Source organism: Gordonia rhizosphera NBRC 16068 (assembly GCF_000298195.1).
GTDB lineage: Bacteria > Actinomycetota > Actinomycetes > Mycobacteriales > Mycobacteriaceae > Gordonia > Gordonia rhizosphera.
The window spans coordinates 27,682-42,667 of the sequence record NZ_BAHC01000097.1; the positions used below are offsets into that span (position 1 = coordinate 27,682).

Here is a 14,986-nt window from a genome sequence, read left to right on the forward strand (position 1 = left end):
ACTGCATTCGGCGAGCGAACACAGATCGGGGGGACGGACCGTCGGGGCGGGGGCGGGCGGCTAGCTCGCGGCGGGGACCCGCTCGTACTCGCCGATCGCGGCCACCTTCTCGGCCGACGCCGATGCCGGGTCGAACTGGTACCCGAGCCATTCGCGGGCGAGTTTGCGGGCGAGTTCGATCCCGATGACGCGCTGTCCGAAGCAGAGGATCTGTGCGTCGTTGGACAGGATCGCCCGCTCGACGGAGAAACTGTCGTGCGCGGTGACGGCCCGGACACCGGGCACCTTGTTGGCGCTGATCGCGACGCCCAGTCCGGTGCCGCAGATCAGCAGGGCGCGGTCGGCGGTGCCGTCGGCGACCAGCCGGGCGGCGGCCACCGCGACGTGCGGATAGTGGGTGTGCTCGTCGGGACGTACCCCGACATCGATGACGGAGGCGACGCGCGGATCGGCGGCCAGGTCGGCGCCGAGAATCGACTTGTAGTCGACGCCGGCATCGTCGCTGCCGATGGCGATAGTCAAGGGTCGGTTATCGGTGTTGGTGCTCAACGGAATTCCTTCAGTGGGTAGCGATGGGAAGAAGATCGGCGACGGTGGTGACGCACAGGCCGAAAGAGACGGCGCCGGCGTCGGGGGTGCCGACGCTGCGCTCGGCGAGGGGACGCGCCCGCCCGACCTTGGGAACGAGGTTCGCGGTGGCGGCCGCCGACTTCGTCGCGATCTCGGCGGCGTCGCGCCATACGGTGCGCCAGTCGTGTGCTCCCGAGACTGCGGCGTCCAGCGCAGCGGAAAACGGTCCGATCGCGTCGAGCATCGTCTTGTCGCCGGGTTGCGCTCCGCCGAGATGGAGCATGGCCTGATAGCCGAGTCGAACTGCGTCGGCGATGGCGCCGGCGTCCGGCGTGCCCTCGTCACCGAGGCGGCGTCCGACGGCGTTGAGTGCGGCGCCCCACAGGACTCCCGACGTGCCGCCGGCCTCGGCTGCCCAGGAGTCACCGGCGGACCGGAAGACCTGTCCCGCACCGGAACCCGCCTCAGCGGCGACGCGGGCGGCTTCGAGCGCAGCGGTGATTCCGCGGACCATGCCGCGGCCGTGGTCACCGTCGCCGGCGACCGCGTCGATGCGCCCGAGTTCCTCCTCGGCATCGACGATGGCATCGTGGACCGCCTCGAAGCCGAGCACCACCTGGGCGGCGGCGACTCGGGAGTCGTGATCGGACTCGATGGTCGCCTCGACCGCCGAACCCGAGGCGACGGCCGTGCGCCGGACCTGCTCGACGGCCGGGGCGATGGCGCCCCGCTTGTAGGCCGGGGTGTCGGCGGGGCTGGTCCACAATGTCTCGAGCTCGTCGTCGAGCCACGTCAGAGTCAACGAGCACCCCGCCATGTCCAGGCTGGTGACCAGTTCACCGATCTCGGGTTCGATGACGGAGTATCCGGCTTCGGACAGCCTCGCCGACGCCGTCTTCCAGACCACGAACAGCTCTTCGTATTTGGTTCGGCCCAGCCCGTTGAGGATGACCGCGATCCGGCGGGAATCGATCGGCGGCGGAAGCTTTTCCGCGTCGGCGAGGACCCCGTCGACGAGCAGGTCGGCCAGTTCGTCGGCGCGCGGCATGGCGTGGTTGGCGACCCCGGGTTCGCCGTGGATGCCCAGGCCGAGGCCCATGGTCGCGTCAGGCACGGTGAACAGTGGCGCGTCACTGCCGGGCATCGTGCATCCGTCGAATGCGACACCGAGGGTTCGGGTGGCGGCGTTGGTCGTCCGTGCGACCCGTTCCACCTCGTCCATGGAGTATCCGGCCTCGGCGGCCGCACTGGCACAACGGAACACCGGGAAGTCCCCGGCGATGCCGCGCCTCTTCTCGGCCTCCTGAACCGGGGCGCTCGCGATGTCGTCGGTGACGGTGAGGAACCGGGCGTCAATCCCCTCGTCGCGAAGCGTCGAGGTCGCGAGTCCGAAGTTCATGACATCGCCGGCATAGTTTCCGGTGAGCAGCAGCACTCCGGAATCGCCGTGTGCGGCACGGGCAACCGACGCTGCCTGCTGGGCCGAGGGTGAGGTGAACACGTTGCCCACCACCGCCCCGTCGGCGAATCCCGGTCCCACCACGCCGCAGAAGGCCGGGTAGTGGCCGGAGCCGCCGCCGACGACCACCGCGACCTTTCCGGACGGGGTTTCGGTGGCGCGGACGACACCGCCGGGTACACCGACGACGTATCGCGAGTTGGCGTCGAGGAATCCGGCGAGCATGTCTTCGGTGAACGAGGCCGGGTCATTGAAGAGTCGAGTCATTTCTGGTCCTTACCGCTGGCGACGACATCACTGCCGTCAGTGCATGTGGCTGCCGCCGTTGATGTCGAGGGTGGTGCCGGTGAGATAGGCGGCGTCCTCGCTGGACAGGAAGGTGATCGCCGCGGCGACCTCGGTGGTGGTGGCGGTGCGGCCGACCGGAATCGACGCGGCCAGGGCCGCCTCCTGTTCGTCGGTCGAACCGACGCGGATGTCGGTGTCGACGGCGCCGGGGGTCACGGCGTTCACGGTCACCCCGGTGGTACCGAGCTCGCGGGCCAGCGACTTGGTGAACCCGAGGATCGCGGCCTTGGCCGACGAGTAGGGCACCTTGCCGAAGACACCGCCGCCGCGTTGCGCCGACACCGACGACATGTTGACGATGCGGCCGAAGCCGGCCTCGATCATGTCGGGCAGGAATGCCTTGGTGACGAGGTAGGTGCCCGTCGCGTTGACGGCCATCACCTTGTTCCAGAGTTCGAGGGTGGTCTCGAGGAACGGCACCGGGGAGGTGATGCCGGCGATGTTGGCCAGCGCACCGACGACCGGCAGGTTACCGCCCGCGACCTCGGCGGCGACCGCGGACTGTGCCGCGGCGACCGAGGCCTCGTCGGTGACGTCGATCTCGGCGCCGAAGGACGGGACGGTGTACTGGTTGCCGATCTCGGCGGCGACCTTGGCCGAGAGCTCCCCGTCGAGGTCGAGGATGACGATCGCCCACCCCTCTTCGGCGTAGCGGCGGGCTACCTCGCGCCCGATGCCGCGCGGTGAAGTGGCGCCGGTGATGATCGCGGTGCGCTGGATGGTTGCCATGATGTGCTCCTTGTTATTACTGAGGTCTATTGGTCGGGCGGGTCTTCTGGTCGGGCAGGGCCGGAGTCGATCGCGGTCAGAGAAGTCGGGAGACGAAGGTGCCGGCGTTGACCGCTCCGCTGGCACGTTGGTCGTTGGTGATGTCGCGGGTCTCGAGTTCGAGCGCGAAGTGTCCGGAGTACCCGGCCGCGGCGAGGGCGGTGAACCCGGCGGCAAAATCCGCGGCGCCCGCGCCCACGCTGCGGTGGATGTCGCCGGGGACGGCATCCCGGATGTGCACGTGCGTGACCCGCGGGTGGAATCGGGCGATGAAGTCGACCGGATCGCCACCGGAGGCGACGATGTGGCTGAAGTCCATGACGATGCCCACCGACGTGTCGGCCAGTCGGTCGGCGAGTTGCTGGGCGCGATCGACGTTCCAGCACAACCGGAAGAAGTGCAGGGACTCGACCCAGATGTCGACACCGCGCGTGTTCGCGGTCTCGGCGGCGCGGACGAGTTCGTCGGCGACGAGATCGAGGTCCTCGTCGAGGGACCGAACGGGGTCGTGGCTCTGGGCGCCGCACGGGAGGACGACGGCGCCGGCCCTGGTGGCGACGGCGAGGTCGATCAACGACGAGAGATGTGCGTCGCGCCCGCGGCGGCCCGCAGCGTCGAGCGGCGTGTTGAGATCGCCGATGTCTCCGTTGATGGAGCGCACGGTCAGCCCGGACGCGACGACCGTGTCGGCTACCGTCCGCACCGCGTCGTCGTCGAGCACGTAGGGCACGTGATCGCAGACCCCGGGCAGTGCGCCGAGGTCGATCTCACGGAATCCCAGATCGGCGATCGTCGCGAGCGCCGCCGGGAGCTCGAGGTGTCGGAAGCTGATCGTCGAGCACCCCAGCCTGTGGTCGAAAAGCATCGCGTGGTCCGTCCTTCTGCGCGTCGTGAACTGTGATGCCGAGCACAATACCTCTGCCGACTGTTAACAGTCAACCGGTGACATGTGATTTATGTTGACTGTTGACAATGGCTGTGCGTCGGGTCACACTGGCTTCACCAATCGCCGGCTCGGGCCGACGACCTGGGGTTACGCTCGAATACTGAAAGGACATCAGCCATGAGCGAGGACACTCTCACCATGCGGGGGCCGGTGAACGGCACGCCGGACGCGAAGCGTGTGGCCGTGGGATCCGCGGTCGGCGCGGTCATCGAGACCTACGACTTCATCGGATTCGGCACCGCGGCGGCGCTCTATTTCGGCACCGCCTTCTTCCCCGGCGCCTCCCCGGTCGCCGGCACGCTGGCCGCGTTCGCGACGCTCGGCGTCGGCTTCGCCGCCCGCCCCTTGGGCGGCATCATCGGCGGTCATCTCGGCGACAAAGTCGGACGCAAGCCGGTGCTCGTCGCGTCGCTGATCCTCATGGGTCTGGCCACCTTCGCGATCGGCCTCCTCCCGACCTACGCGGCGGTCGGCGTCGTCGCCCCGATCCTGCTCGTGACCGTGCGCATCATCCAGGGACTGGCCTTCGGCGCCGAATGGGGTGGCGCAATCCTGATGAGCTACGAACACGCGCCGTGGCGAGAAAAGGGCCGCTACACCGGCATCGTGCAGGCCGGTTTCCCCGTCGGACTGCTGTTGGCCAACCTGGTGTTCCTCGGTAGCGTCCACCTCGGCAACGACTGGGCCTGGCGCGTACCGTTCCTGGCGAGCATCTTCCTGGTCATCGTCGGTCTGATCATCCGGGCCAAGGTGCCCGAGTCACCGGTCTTCGAAGACGTCAAGGACTCCGGCGACATCGTGAAGTCGCCCATCGTTGAGGTGCTCCGGACCGATTGGCGAAACATCCTGCGCGGCATCGGTTTGCGCATCGCCGAGACCGCCGGCTACGCGGTGTCCATCACGTACATGATCTCCTACCTGCACAGCGAGCACCTGGCCACCAAGAGCCAGACCCTGACCGCCCTGTGCATCGGCGCCGCCATCGGCATCGTCGCCACCCCGGCGTGGGGACGACTGACCGACAAGATCGGCCGCCGCACCGTCTACCTGTACTCGACCGCCTTCGCCGTCTTCTTCGGCATCCCGATGTTCCTGCTGGTCAACACCGGAAGCTTCTTCCTGATCGCCATCACCATCGTGATCTCCTACGCGATCTGCCAGAACTCGCTCGCCGGCGCACAGGGTGCCTGGTTCCCGGAACTGTTCGAGGCCAAGACCCGCGCCTCGGGTGCCTCGCTGGCCTACCAGATCTCGGCGATGGTCTCCGGGTTCACCCCGTTCATCACCACCCTGCTGTTCGTCGAGTTCGGCTGGATGGGTCCGGCGGTGCTGTTCAGCATTTACGGCGCGATCGGCCTGTGGGCCGCCATCTACACCCGCGAGACCTGGGGTCCGCGTGAGCGCCGGGCCGCGGAGGAGGCGTCGCAGCACGCACACCGAGAGGGCGTCACGCTCGCCGCGTGACGCGCCCCGGCCACTTCCGCACCATCCGGAAACACCTGACACTTCCAAGGATTCACCGTGACTTCCACACTTCCTCAGACGACGGCGCCGACCGCCCGACGGCGTGAACGCATCGCCGCCGCCGCGCAACGGATGCGCCACCACGTCCTGAACATGGGCGAGGCCCAGGGCCAGGGATACGTCGGGCAGGCCCTCGGCTGCGCCGACATCCTGGCCACCCTCTACACCGACGTGATGAACTACCGCGGCGACGACCCTGAATGGACGGAGCGCGACCGGTTCCTGCTCTCCGCGGGCCACTACGCGATCGGCTTCTACTCGGCACTCGCCGAGGCGGGCGTGATCCCCATCGAGGAACTCGACACCTACGGGTCCGACGACTCACGGCTCCCCATGTCCGGAATGTCCACGTACACACCGGGAATGGAGATCTCGGGCGGCTCCTTGGGACACGGGCTGACCGTCGCCGTCGGGATGGCGCTGGGCCTGCGGATGCAAGGCAACGATGCCAAGGTCATCAACTTCCTCTCCGACGGCGAGCTCGACGAGGGCTCCACCTGGGAGGCGGCCATGGGTGCGTCCCACCACCAGCTCGGCCGCCTCATCGCCATCGTCGACATCAACGCCCTGCAGGCCGACGGCCCGACCGCCGGCGTGCTGCGCACCGAGCCGGTCGCCGACAAGTGGACGGCCTGCGGATGGTTCGTCCAGCGGATCGACGGCAACGACATCGATGCCCTCATCGCCGCCTTCGACGCGGCGACCGCGGCCGCCGAAGCCGTCGCCGCACCGTCGGTGATCCTGTGCGACACCACCGTCGGCTGTGGGGTGCCCCTTCTCGAACAACGCGAGAAGGCGCACTTCATGCGTATCGAAGCCCACGAATGGCAGATCTGCCGCGACCAGCTGACCGTCGGCTACCTCGAAGGACAAGACCAGTGACCGCCACCACCACCCGTCCGGCCGGTGCTTCGGGGACCGGCAAGCCGAAGCTGCGCACCTCGGCGATGATCGCGTCGTTCGCCGACCCTGGACAGAAGACCACGCCCGCGCCGTTCGGACATGCGCTCGTCGCCGCCGCCCGCGAGAACGAGAAGATCGTCGGCCTGACCGCCGACCTCGGCAAGTACACCGACATGCACATCTTCGCCCAGGAATTCCCGGAGCGTTTCGTGCAGGTCGGCATGGCCGAACAGCTCCTGTTCGGGGCCGCTGCCGGCATGGCCGAAACCGGGCTCATCCCGTTCGCGTCGACGTACTCGGTGTTCGCCGCGCGCCGCGCCTACGACTTCATCTGCCTCGACATCGCCGAGCCCGAACTGAACGTCAACATCGTCGGCGGCCTGCCCGGCCTCACCACCGGTTACGGACCGTCGCACCAGGCCACCGAGGACATGGCCATCTTCCGCGGCATGCCGAATCTGACCATCGTCGACCCGTGTGATTCGGTGGACATCGCGGCGGCGGTGCCGCAGCTCGCCGATCACCCGGGCCCGACCTACCTGCGGCTGCTGCGCGGGCAGGTGCCGACCGTCCTCGACGAGTACGACTACACCTTCGAGCTGGGCAAGGCCAAGGTGCTTCGCGACGGCACCGACGTCGTGTTCGTCTCCAGTGGCCTGATGACAATGAGGGCATTGCTCGCCGCCGAGGCGCTGGCCGCCGACAACGTCAGCGTCGCCGTGGTGCACTCACCCACCATCAAACCGTTCGACGCGGAAACGGTGCTGCGCGAACTCGACACCGACCGGCTCGCGGTGACCTTGGAGAATCACTCGGTCACCGGCGGTCTGTTCGAGGCCACCGCCGCGGCCGTGGTGCGCGCCGGCCTCGGCAGGCAGATCACTCCGATTGCGTTGCCCGACGCCTTCCTCGATGCCGGGGCGCTGCCGACCCTGCACGACCGGTACGGCCTGTCCACCGACCGGGTCCGCGACCGGGTCCTCGAGCTGCTCGGATGACGATCGTGCCCGACAACCCGCGCTTCACCGCAACCGGCGCGTACGATCAACTGTCAACAGCACCCCTGTTGACAGTTGATCGTCCGAGGAGACCCGCCATGTCCGCCGACCCGATGTCGCTGTTGCGGCTGGAGAAGACCAGTCTGCGCGAGCAGGCGCTCAGCTCCCTGCGTCGTGCCATCACCTCCGGGCAGATCCGGCCCGGGACCCACCTCGTGGAAACCGAACTGTCAGACGCCATGCAGATCAGCCGCGGCACCCTGCGCGAGGCCATGCGGCAACTGCAGCAGGAGGGGCTCATCTCCGCCGGTGCCCGCGGCCGCATGACGGTCCGACACCTCGACGCCAAGGAGATCCGGGACATCTTCTCAGTCCGGGCCGCACTGGAATCGCTTGCCGTCCGCGAACTCTCGGACCGCGAGGACCGCGAGGACGCGGTCGAGGTCCTTCGCGACGCGGTGCGAGAAATGGAGCGACGCGAGACGGCCAGCATCGAGGACCGGATCGAGGCCGACCTGAACTTCCACCGCAGGATGTGTCAGCTCACCGGCAACGAGACCCTCGTGCACTCCTGGACATCGTTGGAAGGCAGCATCCGCATGTCGATCATGTTCGCCGGCGTCGACCGCGGCATCCGCAACATGGATGCGCGCCGACACCTGGACATCGTCGATGCCATCGCCACCGGTGACGCCGACCGGGCCGCAGCCACGGTCACCGCACACATGATGGCGGCTGCCGACACCCTGGTCGCTTAGCCGCTCCGGCGTCGTCGCCGTCCTCTATGGCTATGGCGGACTAACATCGGTGGGTGTATCCGGTGCTCGCGCGAAGACTGCTCGGTGTGCCGGTACTTGTGTGGGTGCTGCAGTTGCTGTACGTCGCGCTGGCGCTCGGATTGCTGGCGATTCTGACCGCGACATTCGGGGGCAGGGTCACGCGACTGCCGTTTCAGCTCGCCTACGTCGCGGTGATGATCATCGTCAACATCATCTGGCGTCTTGCGCTGCGCAAGAAGATCTCGTGAGCGCGCATCACCGGCCGGGCAGGTGCTTGCGCGATCCGCTCATGACCACGGCCACCGACACCGCCAGCAGCCCGGCCAGGATGACCAGGAGTTCCACGGTCGTGAACGGCGGGGTCAAGGCCGCGAGGAGGGTCGGCGCCGCGAAGCCGATGTAGGCCACCGCATAGAACACTCCCGTCAGCTTGGCCAGTTCGTGCGCCGGGGCGATGCGCTGAACCTCCATCAGACCCGAGACCAGTCCGATGCCGAATCCGCAGCCCAGCACGATGCTCGCCGCGACACCGATCAGCAGATCTTTTGTGGCGACCGAGGCGATCATGACCATCAGGCCGGCGATCAGGGTGATCAGGGCGACGATGAGTCCGCGGGCGCTCGAGTGTGAATCGATGCGGCGGGCCAACGGCTGCACCGCAGCACCGGCACCCAGGGCGATCACGCTGAGCAGCGTGGCGTACGCCAGTCCGAGCCCGCCGGCGGAGTCGGCGAGCAGCACCGGCTGATACCCGTAAGACAAGCCGCAGGCGACGAAAAGCCATGGGCCGCAGATCAGGACGACGCGGACGAAACGGCGGTGTCGCGCCGAGGTGACCCGGAGCCGGGTGGTGATCGGTGCGGGCGGCCCGGGTTGGACCGTCTCCGGGGCCTTGGCGATGATCCAGAGGAACGGAACCGTCACCGCGATGTGGATGAGGAAGGGCAGGATCTGGGGCGACGGACCCCACTGGGCGATGCAGCCTGCGACGAGCGCGCCGAGTGCAGAGCCGAGGGTGAACGCCAACGATGCGCGGCGGGCGCCCGCGCCCGCATCGGCGGTCAGGTCGTGCGGTGGCCACGACAACTCCTTGAGCCAGCTGGTGCCCACCGACATCGCGGTTCCCACCGACATACCGGCGAACAGCCGCCCGATGATGATCGGCACCTCACCGAACTGGTCGAACGCGAGCAGCACGCTGCCCAGTACGCCGAACGCGACCGCCGCGATCATCGGCAGTTTCCGGCCGAGGTGATCCGACACCGCACCGGCGATGATCAGCGCGGGCGCGAGCCCCGCCACGTAGACACCGAGAAACAGGGTGACCGTCGCCGACGAGTAGTGCTCGACGTCGCGGTACATCAGCAACAGTGGACTGAACTGATTGCCCGACCAGGCGCAGACGAACAGGGCCCCGAAGACGAGCAGCCATGGGCGCGTGGTTGGGGACGACGGCCGGTTCAGCGTCGTCGTGGGTTGCGCGCGCAGACTCATATCGCCCCCTGATAGCGGTCGAAGTGCGTGGCCAGCGTGCGCTGGTAGCCGTCCTCGTCTCCGCTGAACAGGCATTCGGCGAGATGTCGATGATCGCCGTATGCCGCACCCAGCGTTGCCGGATCGATCCTGAGCAGGACGTTGCGCAGGCGTTGCTGGCGACCCCGGAGCATCTCATAGAAGTGGACGGCGATCGGGTTCTTCGACGCGGCGACGACGAGAGCGTGGAAGTCGTCGTCGGCGTCGACGAAGCCGGAAACATCGGCCTGCGCGACGAGTTCACCCTGCCGGGCCAGGTTGTCCTCGATCTGCGCACGGACCTCGGCGCCCGGCCCGGCGGCCGCGAACACCTGGCGCGCCGCCGCGGTTTCGATGGCGTGACGCATCGCGAGGACATCCGCCGACTCCGACACGGCGACGGGATTGACGACCGCACCCCGGCGCGGGATGAGGGTCAACAGCTGTTCGGACGCGAGGCGCAGGAACGCCTCGTGCACCGGTGTGCGGCTGACGCCGAGCTCCTGGCCGACCTCGACCTCGCTGAGGAGGACGCCACCGGACAGCTCGCCGGAGATGATCCGCGCCCGCGTGGCGCGATAGGCCTCATCGGCCGCGTTCGCCGTCTGCTTCGTCATGCGGACGATGGTATCTCTTGCATGCAAGTATGTATACAAGAGGTTGGTGTCGGCCCACCGAACGACATCCTTCCGGACATCCCGCTGCGATGGCCATGGTAGGAATCGGGATCATGAACCGTCACCGCCGTGCGCGTCGGATTGTCCCCATCGTGGCCGCGGTCGGCGTTCTGCTGGCGGCGACGGGATGCTCGACGAGCACCGACGAACCCGCCGCGCTCACCATGAGCCACGCCGAAGCGTGGAACATCCTCAACAACAACATCGCCACCATCCTCCCGGACTGGCAGGCCGAACCGGCACCCGCTCCCCCGCCGGGCCCCACGGGCGGCAACGGCTACACCGGCTGTGCCACCAACCCCGACACGTTGATGCCGCAGGGGCCTCCGTGGCATCTCGAGATCCGGACCTCCCCCGACGCCGACGACGCCGAACTGCAGGCCATGGCGGATCGCTTCGCCACGCTGGCCGAGCGCGGCTACCACGAGAAGGAGCTGGCCGCACCGAACAGCACCTACGACCGTGCCGCCGAAGACGACCGCGGATTCGAGGTGGCTCTCTACGTCAAGGGCGACAAGCCTTCCCGCACCGTGACCGTGTGGTCGCGGACGCCGTGTACCGACTTCAAGTAGGAATTCCCCCCGGGGTGATCCGAACATCATCAAGACACGTCGGTCTGCCATTCCGGACGGGATGAGCCCTTCGGGACCAGGATGGTGCGGTAGCGGCCGGGCGTGACACTCATCCGAATCTGGTCGGTCACACCCTGATACGTGCCGAGCGGGGTGTCGGCGGTGAAGGTCTCCGGGTCCAGGTAATGGTGGTCGCCGTGCGTCTGTCCGGCGACCTCGGCGGCATAGCCCTTGTCGAACACGCCCATCCCGATGATCCACAGCGCCGCGCGGGTGAGCGAGACATGCACCCGATAGCTGCCGCCGTCGACGGCACGACGTGCCAACGCCTCGACGATGCCCGCGGTCATCAGCCAGGAGACGATGTAGTCGTTGACCACCATGATCGGTGGCAACGCGGGAACCTCCCCGCCGCCCTCGAGCAGCATCATCCCGGCGAGGCTGCCGGCGGTCTGGTCGAAACCGACCCACTGCGACCACGGCCCGGTCTCGCCGTTGAGTGAGGCGGTCGCGTAGACGATGCCCGGCCGGGTCTGCGCCGCCTCCTGCGGCGACAACCCGATCTTGGCGAGGTAGCCGGGACGGCGGTTGGCGTAGAACACGTCGGCGCCGGCGAGGAGTTGCCGGATACGTTCGGCACCCTCGGCGCGATAGGGGCTGATGGTCGCCGACCGCACCCCGACGTTGCCGCTGACGTACGTCGCGTCGTGTTCGAGTTCGTTGGGGCGCCAGATATTCAGGACGTCGGCGCCGTGCAGGGCGAGCGCGCGTCCGACGCCGGCACCGGCGATCACATGCCCCATCCCGAGTGCGCGGATACCGTCGAGGGGTTGGTCACCATCGGTCGGCAACGGCACGGGATCGCCGTCGGAGAGCTTGGTGATCTCGATCAGCGGCATGTCGGCGAACACGTCGCGGTAGTGCGGTTCGGTGAGCACCTCGGAGACGGTCCGCAACATCGGCATCACCACACCGGCATCGGCGCCGGCGGCCTCGAGTTCGACACCTTTCCAGGTGGCCACTGCTGCGGCCACGGCATCCTCATCGTCGGGGACGCCGAGCAGTTTCTGGGCGCCGACCTTGATCTTCGGATACGGGTTGAGCGGCATCATCCACCGATCGTCGGCGGTCTGATAGAAGCGAAAGCCCAACGCGTTGGACGGATTCGACGGCGTGCCGGCGGGATAGCCGTTGAGCAGCTCCCACTTTCGGTCGTAGAACGGGCACAGGCGGTGCGGTGCACTGCGCAGGTCGACGTCGATATCCTGGCCGGAACCACCGCGCATCTGCCAGAGCTTCGCCAGCGCAGCCGATTTCGCGGCCAGCGCGATCGCCGAGGCACCACCGAGACGAAGGGCGCTGTTGACCACCGGATCGGCCCCACGGAAGGAGATCGTGCCGCCGGTGTCGGCGGCACTCATCCCGATGCCGCCGAGGACGTCATCGAGTTCGGCGGCCGGGTCGAAGGCATCGTCGGTCGCCGGCGTGGTGATGGCGGCGGTGAGTCGCTCGGTCAGTGTGGTCACCGGGTCTCCCTCGTGGTGTGGTCGTGCTCGGTGGCTTGATGGATGTGGCTCGTCGTGGCCCGGCTCAGTTCGGCGAACTCCCCGTCGTCGGCGAACGCGGGGCCGTCGGCGAGCAACTCGTCGGGGATCAGCACCTGCCGGGCGCGGATGTACTCGCCGATCGCCTTGCCGACCTGGTCGACCCGGGTGTTGGACGATCCGCCGGTGCCGAGCAGCCCGCGCAGCACGAAGTGCACGGCGCGCAGTTCGGGGAACTCGTGGCGGACGATGTCGAGGTCCTTGGCGTCGGGCACCAGCCGGCGGATCTCGTCGGTGGTCAGGAACCGGCGCAGCCACGGCCACACCTTCGGGTCGGGGGTCCAGATGCCGACGTTGCTGTTGCCGCCCTTGTCGCCGCTGCGGGCGTGGGTCACGGTGCCGAGCGGGACCCGGCGGACCCGGTCGGACAGCGGCGCCTCCTCGGGTTCGGGGTGGGTCGGCTGGGTGAGGATCTCGGTGTGTTGCGGGGCGGGCACCGTGACGGTGCGCCCGTCGTCGAGGACGGCGCGGTGGTCGAGGGCGGTCATGGGCAGCAGGCCCGGCCAGTAGTCCACGCGTGGACGCGGTTTCGAGGTGAGCCCGGCGGCGACGTCGTGGAAGAAGCCGGGGATGCTCTGCAGGTACAGGCTGCCCAGTCGTCGTCCGATATCGGCCTCGGCCAGCGCGGCGGCGGTCGGTGCGGTCACCATCACGCGCAGCGGCACCGTGGCCGCCCACTGTGATTCCGGGTCCTCGGCGGCGACACCGAGCGGGGTCAGGTCGAGTTCGACCTCGTCGGGGAGTTCCCGCTCGAGTTGTTCGCGGATCAGCGCAACCTTCTCCGGCACGTGCGGGGCGGTGACGTAGACGGTGTTGACCAGGGTGTAGCCGACGGGGCCGAACAGCGCGACCTTGGTCGTCGGCGGCGGCGGGGATCCGGTCGTGCCGGCCACCCGGACCCGGTCGGGCCCGACGTCCTCGAGGCGGACGTCGTCGAGGTGCACGCTGACGTCGGGGTTGAGGTAGAGCGGGCCCTGAATCTCGTAGACGAGCTGTGCGGTGACGGTGTCGACGGTGACCGCGCCGCCGTCGCGGGTGTGTTTGGTGATGACACAGGTGCCGTCGGCGGCGATCTCCGCGATGGGGAAGCCGGGCACGGTCATGTGTGGGATGTCGAGGAATCCGGAGAAGTTGCCGCCGACCGCGTGGGCCCCGCATTCGATGATGTGTCCGGCAACCACGCCGCCGGCGATCGCGTCCCAGTCGTCGGGCGCCCACTGGTGCCACCAGGCGGCCGGTCCCGCGGTCAGCGACGCGTCGGTGACCCGGCCGCAGACCACGATGTCGGCGCCCCCGCCCAGCGCCGCGGCGACGCCCCAACCACCGAGATAGGCGTTGGCCGCGAACGGGGTCGCGCGCCAGTCCGACATCGGCGCCCCGCCGTCGAGGTTGTCGAGTCGGTGCCCCTGCTCCCGCAGCCTCGGCAGGTCGGCGACGATGTTGTCGCCATCGATATGGGCGACGCTCAACTCGACCCCGACCGCGGCGGCCTCCGTGCGCAGCACCGCGGCAAGCTGCGCGGGATGAAAGCCGCCGGCGTTGGTGACCACCTTGATACCGCGTTCGGCGATCGCGGGCAGGTGCGGCCGGATCTGGTCGACGAAGTATTCGACGTAGCCGCGGCCGGGGTCGCGCTGATAGGCCGCAGAGAGCGACGCCAGGGTGATCTCGGCGAGGTAGTCACCGATCAGCACGTCGATCGGGTCTCCGGCCATCGCCTCGTCGATGCCGGAGCGTCGATCGCCGAGATATCCGGAAAAGTTCGCGATGCGGATGGGTCCGCGGACCATCTCGCCACCTCCTGGTGGGTTGGTGTTCTCGCCGCGGGGACAGGCGTGCCGGTTGGACAACCCGCCCCCGCGTCGGGTGTCATTTCGCCTCCCAGGTTACGAAGGGAAACCGTCCGCGCACCGCCGGTTCGCCCATCCCGGGTCAGGGTGTCGCCGGACATCCCGATGACTCTTCGTCGACGATCCGGTCGTACTCGTGAGGAGGCGATGAGAAATGGACGTGTTCGCCGGGGTACCGGTGCGAGATCTGCCGCAGTCCGTCGCGTGGTTCGAGCGGCTGCTCGGTGACGTCGCGTCGTTCGAACCCAACGCTGTCGAGCGGGTGTGGACGCTGACCGATCACGGCCACGTCTACGTCGTGGTGGCGCCGGACGATGCCGGGCACGGGCACGTCACGCTGTTCGTCGACGATCTGGGTGACTTCCTGGCGTCGACGGCCGAACGGGGCGTCGAACCGGACTCACAAGAGACCTATGACAACGGCGTCCGGGAAGGCGGTGTTCCGCGACCCCGACGGCAACGAGGTCGGAGTCGGT

15 protein-coding genes are annotated in these 14,986 nt (G+C 68.3%); 7 read left to right on the top strand and 8 right to left on the bottom strand.

What is annotated here, in order from left to right:
- Nucleotides 1-60: 60 nt before the first annotated feature.
- The 4 genes from GORHZ_RS11275 to GORHZ_RS11290 all read right to left on the bottom strand — a co-directional run bounded on the left by GORHZ_RS11275 (nucleotide 61) and on the right by GORHZ_RS11290 (nucleotide 4,010).
- Nucleotides 61-549 carry a ribose-5-phosphate isomerase gene (locus tag GORHZ_RS11275; protein ID WP_006333040.1) on the bottom strand — a complete coding sequence of 163 codons (489 nt, stop codon included), beginning with the start codon at nucleotides 547-549 and terminating at the stop codon, nucleotides 61-63.
- A 10-nt stretch (nucleotides 550-559) separates the two neighbouring features.
- Entirely contained in the window at nucleotides 560-2,296 is a 1,737-nt protein-coding gene (locus tag GORHZ_RS11280) for a dihydroxyacetone kinase family protein (protein WP_006333041.1), read from the bottom strand.
- Between the two features lie 36 nt (nucleotides 2,297-2,332).
- On the bottom strand, nucleotides 2,333-3,106 hold the full coding sequence (locus GORHZ_RS11285) for an SDR family NAD(P)-dependent oxidoreductase (RefSeq protein ID WP_006333042.1): 774 nt from the start codon (nucleotides 3,104-3,106) through the stop codon (nucleotides 2,333-2,335).
- A gap of 76 nt (nucleotides 3,107-3,182) precedes the next feature.
- Complete coding sequence (locus tag GORHZ_RS11290; RefSeq protein WP_006333043.1) at nucleotides 3,183-4,010, bottom strand: sugar phosphate isomerase/epimerase family protein; 828 nt, start codon at nucleotides 4,008-4,010, stop codon at nucleotides 3,183-3,185.
- 198 nt (nucleotides 4,011-4,208) lie between these two features.
- On the opposite strand from GORHZ_RS11290, the gene GORHZ_RS11295 reads away from it, so the two are divergent.
- From GORHZ_RS11295 to GORHZ_RS11315, 5 genes are all read left to right on the top strand, one after another.
- On the top strand, nucleotides 4,209-5,555 hold the full coding sequence (locus GORHZ_RS11295; protein ID WP_006333044.1) for an MFS transporter: 1,347 nt from the start codon (nucleotides 4,209-4,211) through the stop codon (nucleotides 5,553-5,555).
- A gap of 132 nt (nucleotides 5,556-5,687) precedes the next feature.
- A complete protein-coding gene (locus tag GORHZ_RS11300) occupies nucleotides 5,688-6,497 on the top strand; it encodes a transketolase (RefSeq protein WP_083877267.1) in 810 nt (269 codons plus the stop codon).
- Nucleotides 6,498-6,562: 65 nt separating this feature from the next.
- Nucleotides 6,563-7,516 (top strand): transketolase family protein, encoded by a 954-nt coding sequence (locus GORHZ_RS11305; protein ID WP_217998320.1) that lies wholly within the window; start codon nucleotides 6,563-6,565, stop codon nucleotides 7,514-7,516.
- A gap of 98 nt (nucleotides 7,517-7,614) precedes the next feature.
- Complete coding sequence (locus GORHZ_RS11310; protein ID WP_006333050.1) at nucleotides 7,615-8,274, top strand: GntR family transcriptional regulator; 660 nt, start codon at nucleotides 7,615-7,617, stop codon at nucleotides 8,272-8,274.
- Between the two features lie 53 nt (nucleotides 8,275-8,327).
- Nucleotides 8,328-8,543: a hypothetical protein gene (locus GORHZ_RS11315; RefSeq protein ID WP_006333052.1), complete on the top strand. Its 216-nt coding sequence runs from the start codon at nucleotides 8,328-8,330 to the stop codon at nucleotides 8,541-8,543.
- 7 nt (nucleotides 8,544-8,550) lie between these two features.
- Here GORHZ_RS11315 and GORHZ_RS11320 read toward each other — a convergent pair whose 3' ends face one another.
- Together GORHZ_RS11320 and GORHZ_RS11325 are read right to left on the bottom strand one after the other, a co-directional pair.
- Entirely contained in the window at nucleotides 8,551-9,789 is a 1,239-nt protein-coding gene (locus GORHZ_RS11320; protein ID WP_006333054.1) for an MFS transporter, read from the bottom strand.
- Nucleotides 9,786-10,424 carry a GntR family transcriptional regulator gene (locus tag GORHZ_RS11325; protein WP_006333056.1) on the bottom strand — a complete coding sequence of 213 codons (639 nt, stop codon included), beginning with the start codon at nucleotides 10,422-10,424 and terminating at the stop codon, nucleotides 9,786-9,788. Before GORHZ_RS11325 ends, GORHZ_RS11320 begins: the two co-directional genes overlap by 4 nt.
- 113 nt (nucleotides 10,425-10,537) lie before the next feature.
- Between GORHZ_RS11325 and GORHZ_RS11330 the strand changes: the two genes are divergently transcribed.
- Complete coding sequence (locus tag GORHZ_RS11330; RefSeq protein ID WP_006333058.1) at nucleotides 10,538-11,056, top strand: hypothetical protein; 519 nt, start codon at nucleotides 10,538-10,540, stop codon at nucleotides 11,054-11,056.
- A gap of 29 nt (nucleotides 11,057-11,085) precedes the next feature.
- Here GORHZ_RS11330 and GORHZ_RS11335 read toward each other — a convergent pair whose 3' ends face one another.
- On the bottom strand, nucleotides 11,086-12,582 hold the full coding sequence (locus GORHZ_RS11335; RefSeq protein ID WP_006333060.1) for a CoA transferase: 1,497 nt from the start codon (nucleotides 12,580-12,582) through the stop codon (nucleotides 11,086-11,088).
- Nucleotides 12,579-14,450, bottom strand: coding sequence for an acyclic terpene utilization AtuA family protein (locus GORHZ_RS11340; RefSeq protein ID WP_006333067.1), 1,872 nt, complete (start codon nucleotides 14,448-14,450; stop codon nucleotides 12,579-12,581). Before GORHZ_RS11340 ends, GORHZ_RS11335 begins: the two co-directional genes overlap by 4 nt.
- Nucleotides 14,451-14,664: 214 nt before the next feature.
- On the opposite strand from GORHZ_RS11340, the gene GORHZ_RS11345 reads away from it, so the two are divergent.
- On the top strand, nucleotides 14,665-14,986 hold a 322-nt coding region (locus GORHZ_RS11345), incomplete at its 3' end, for a hypothetical protein (protein ID WP_006333068.1).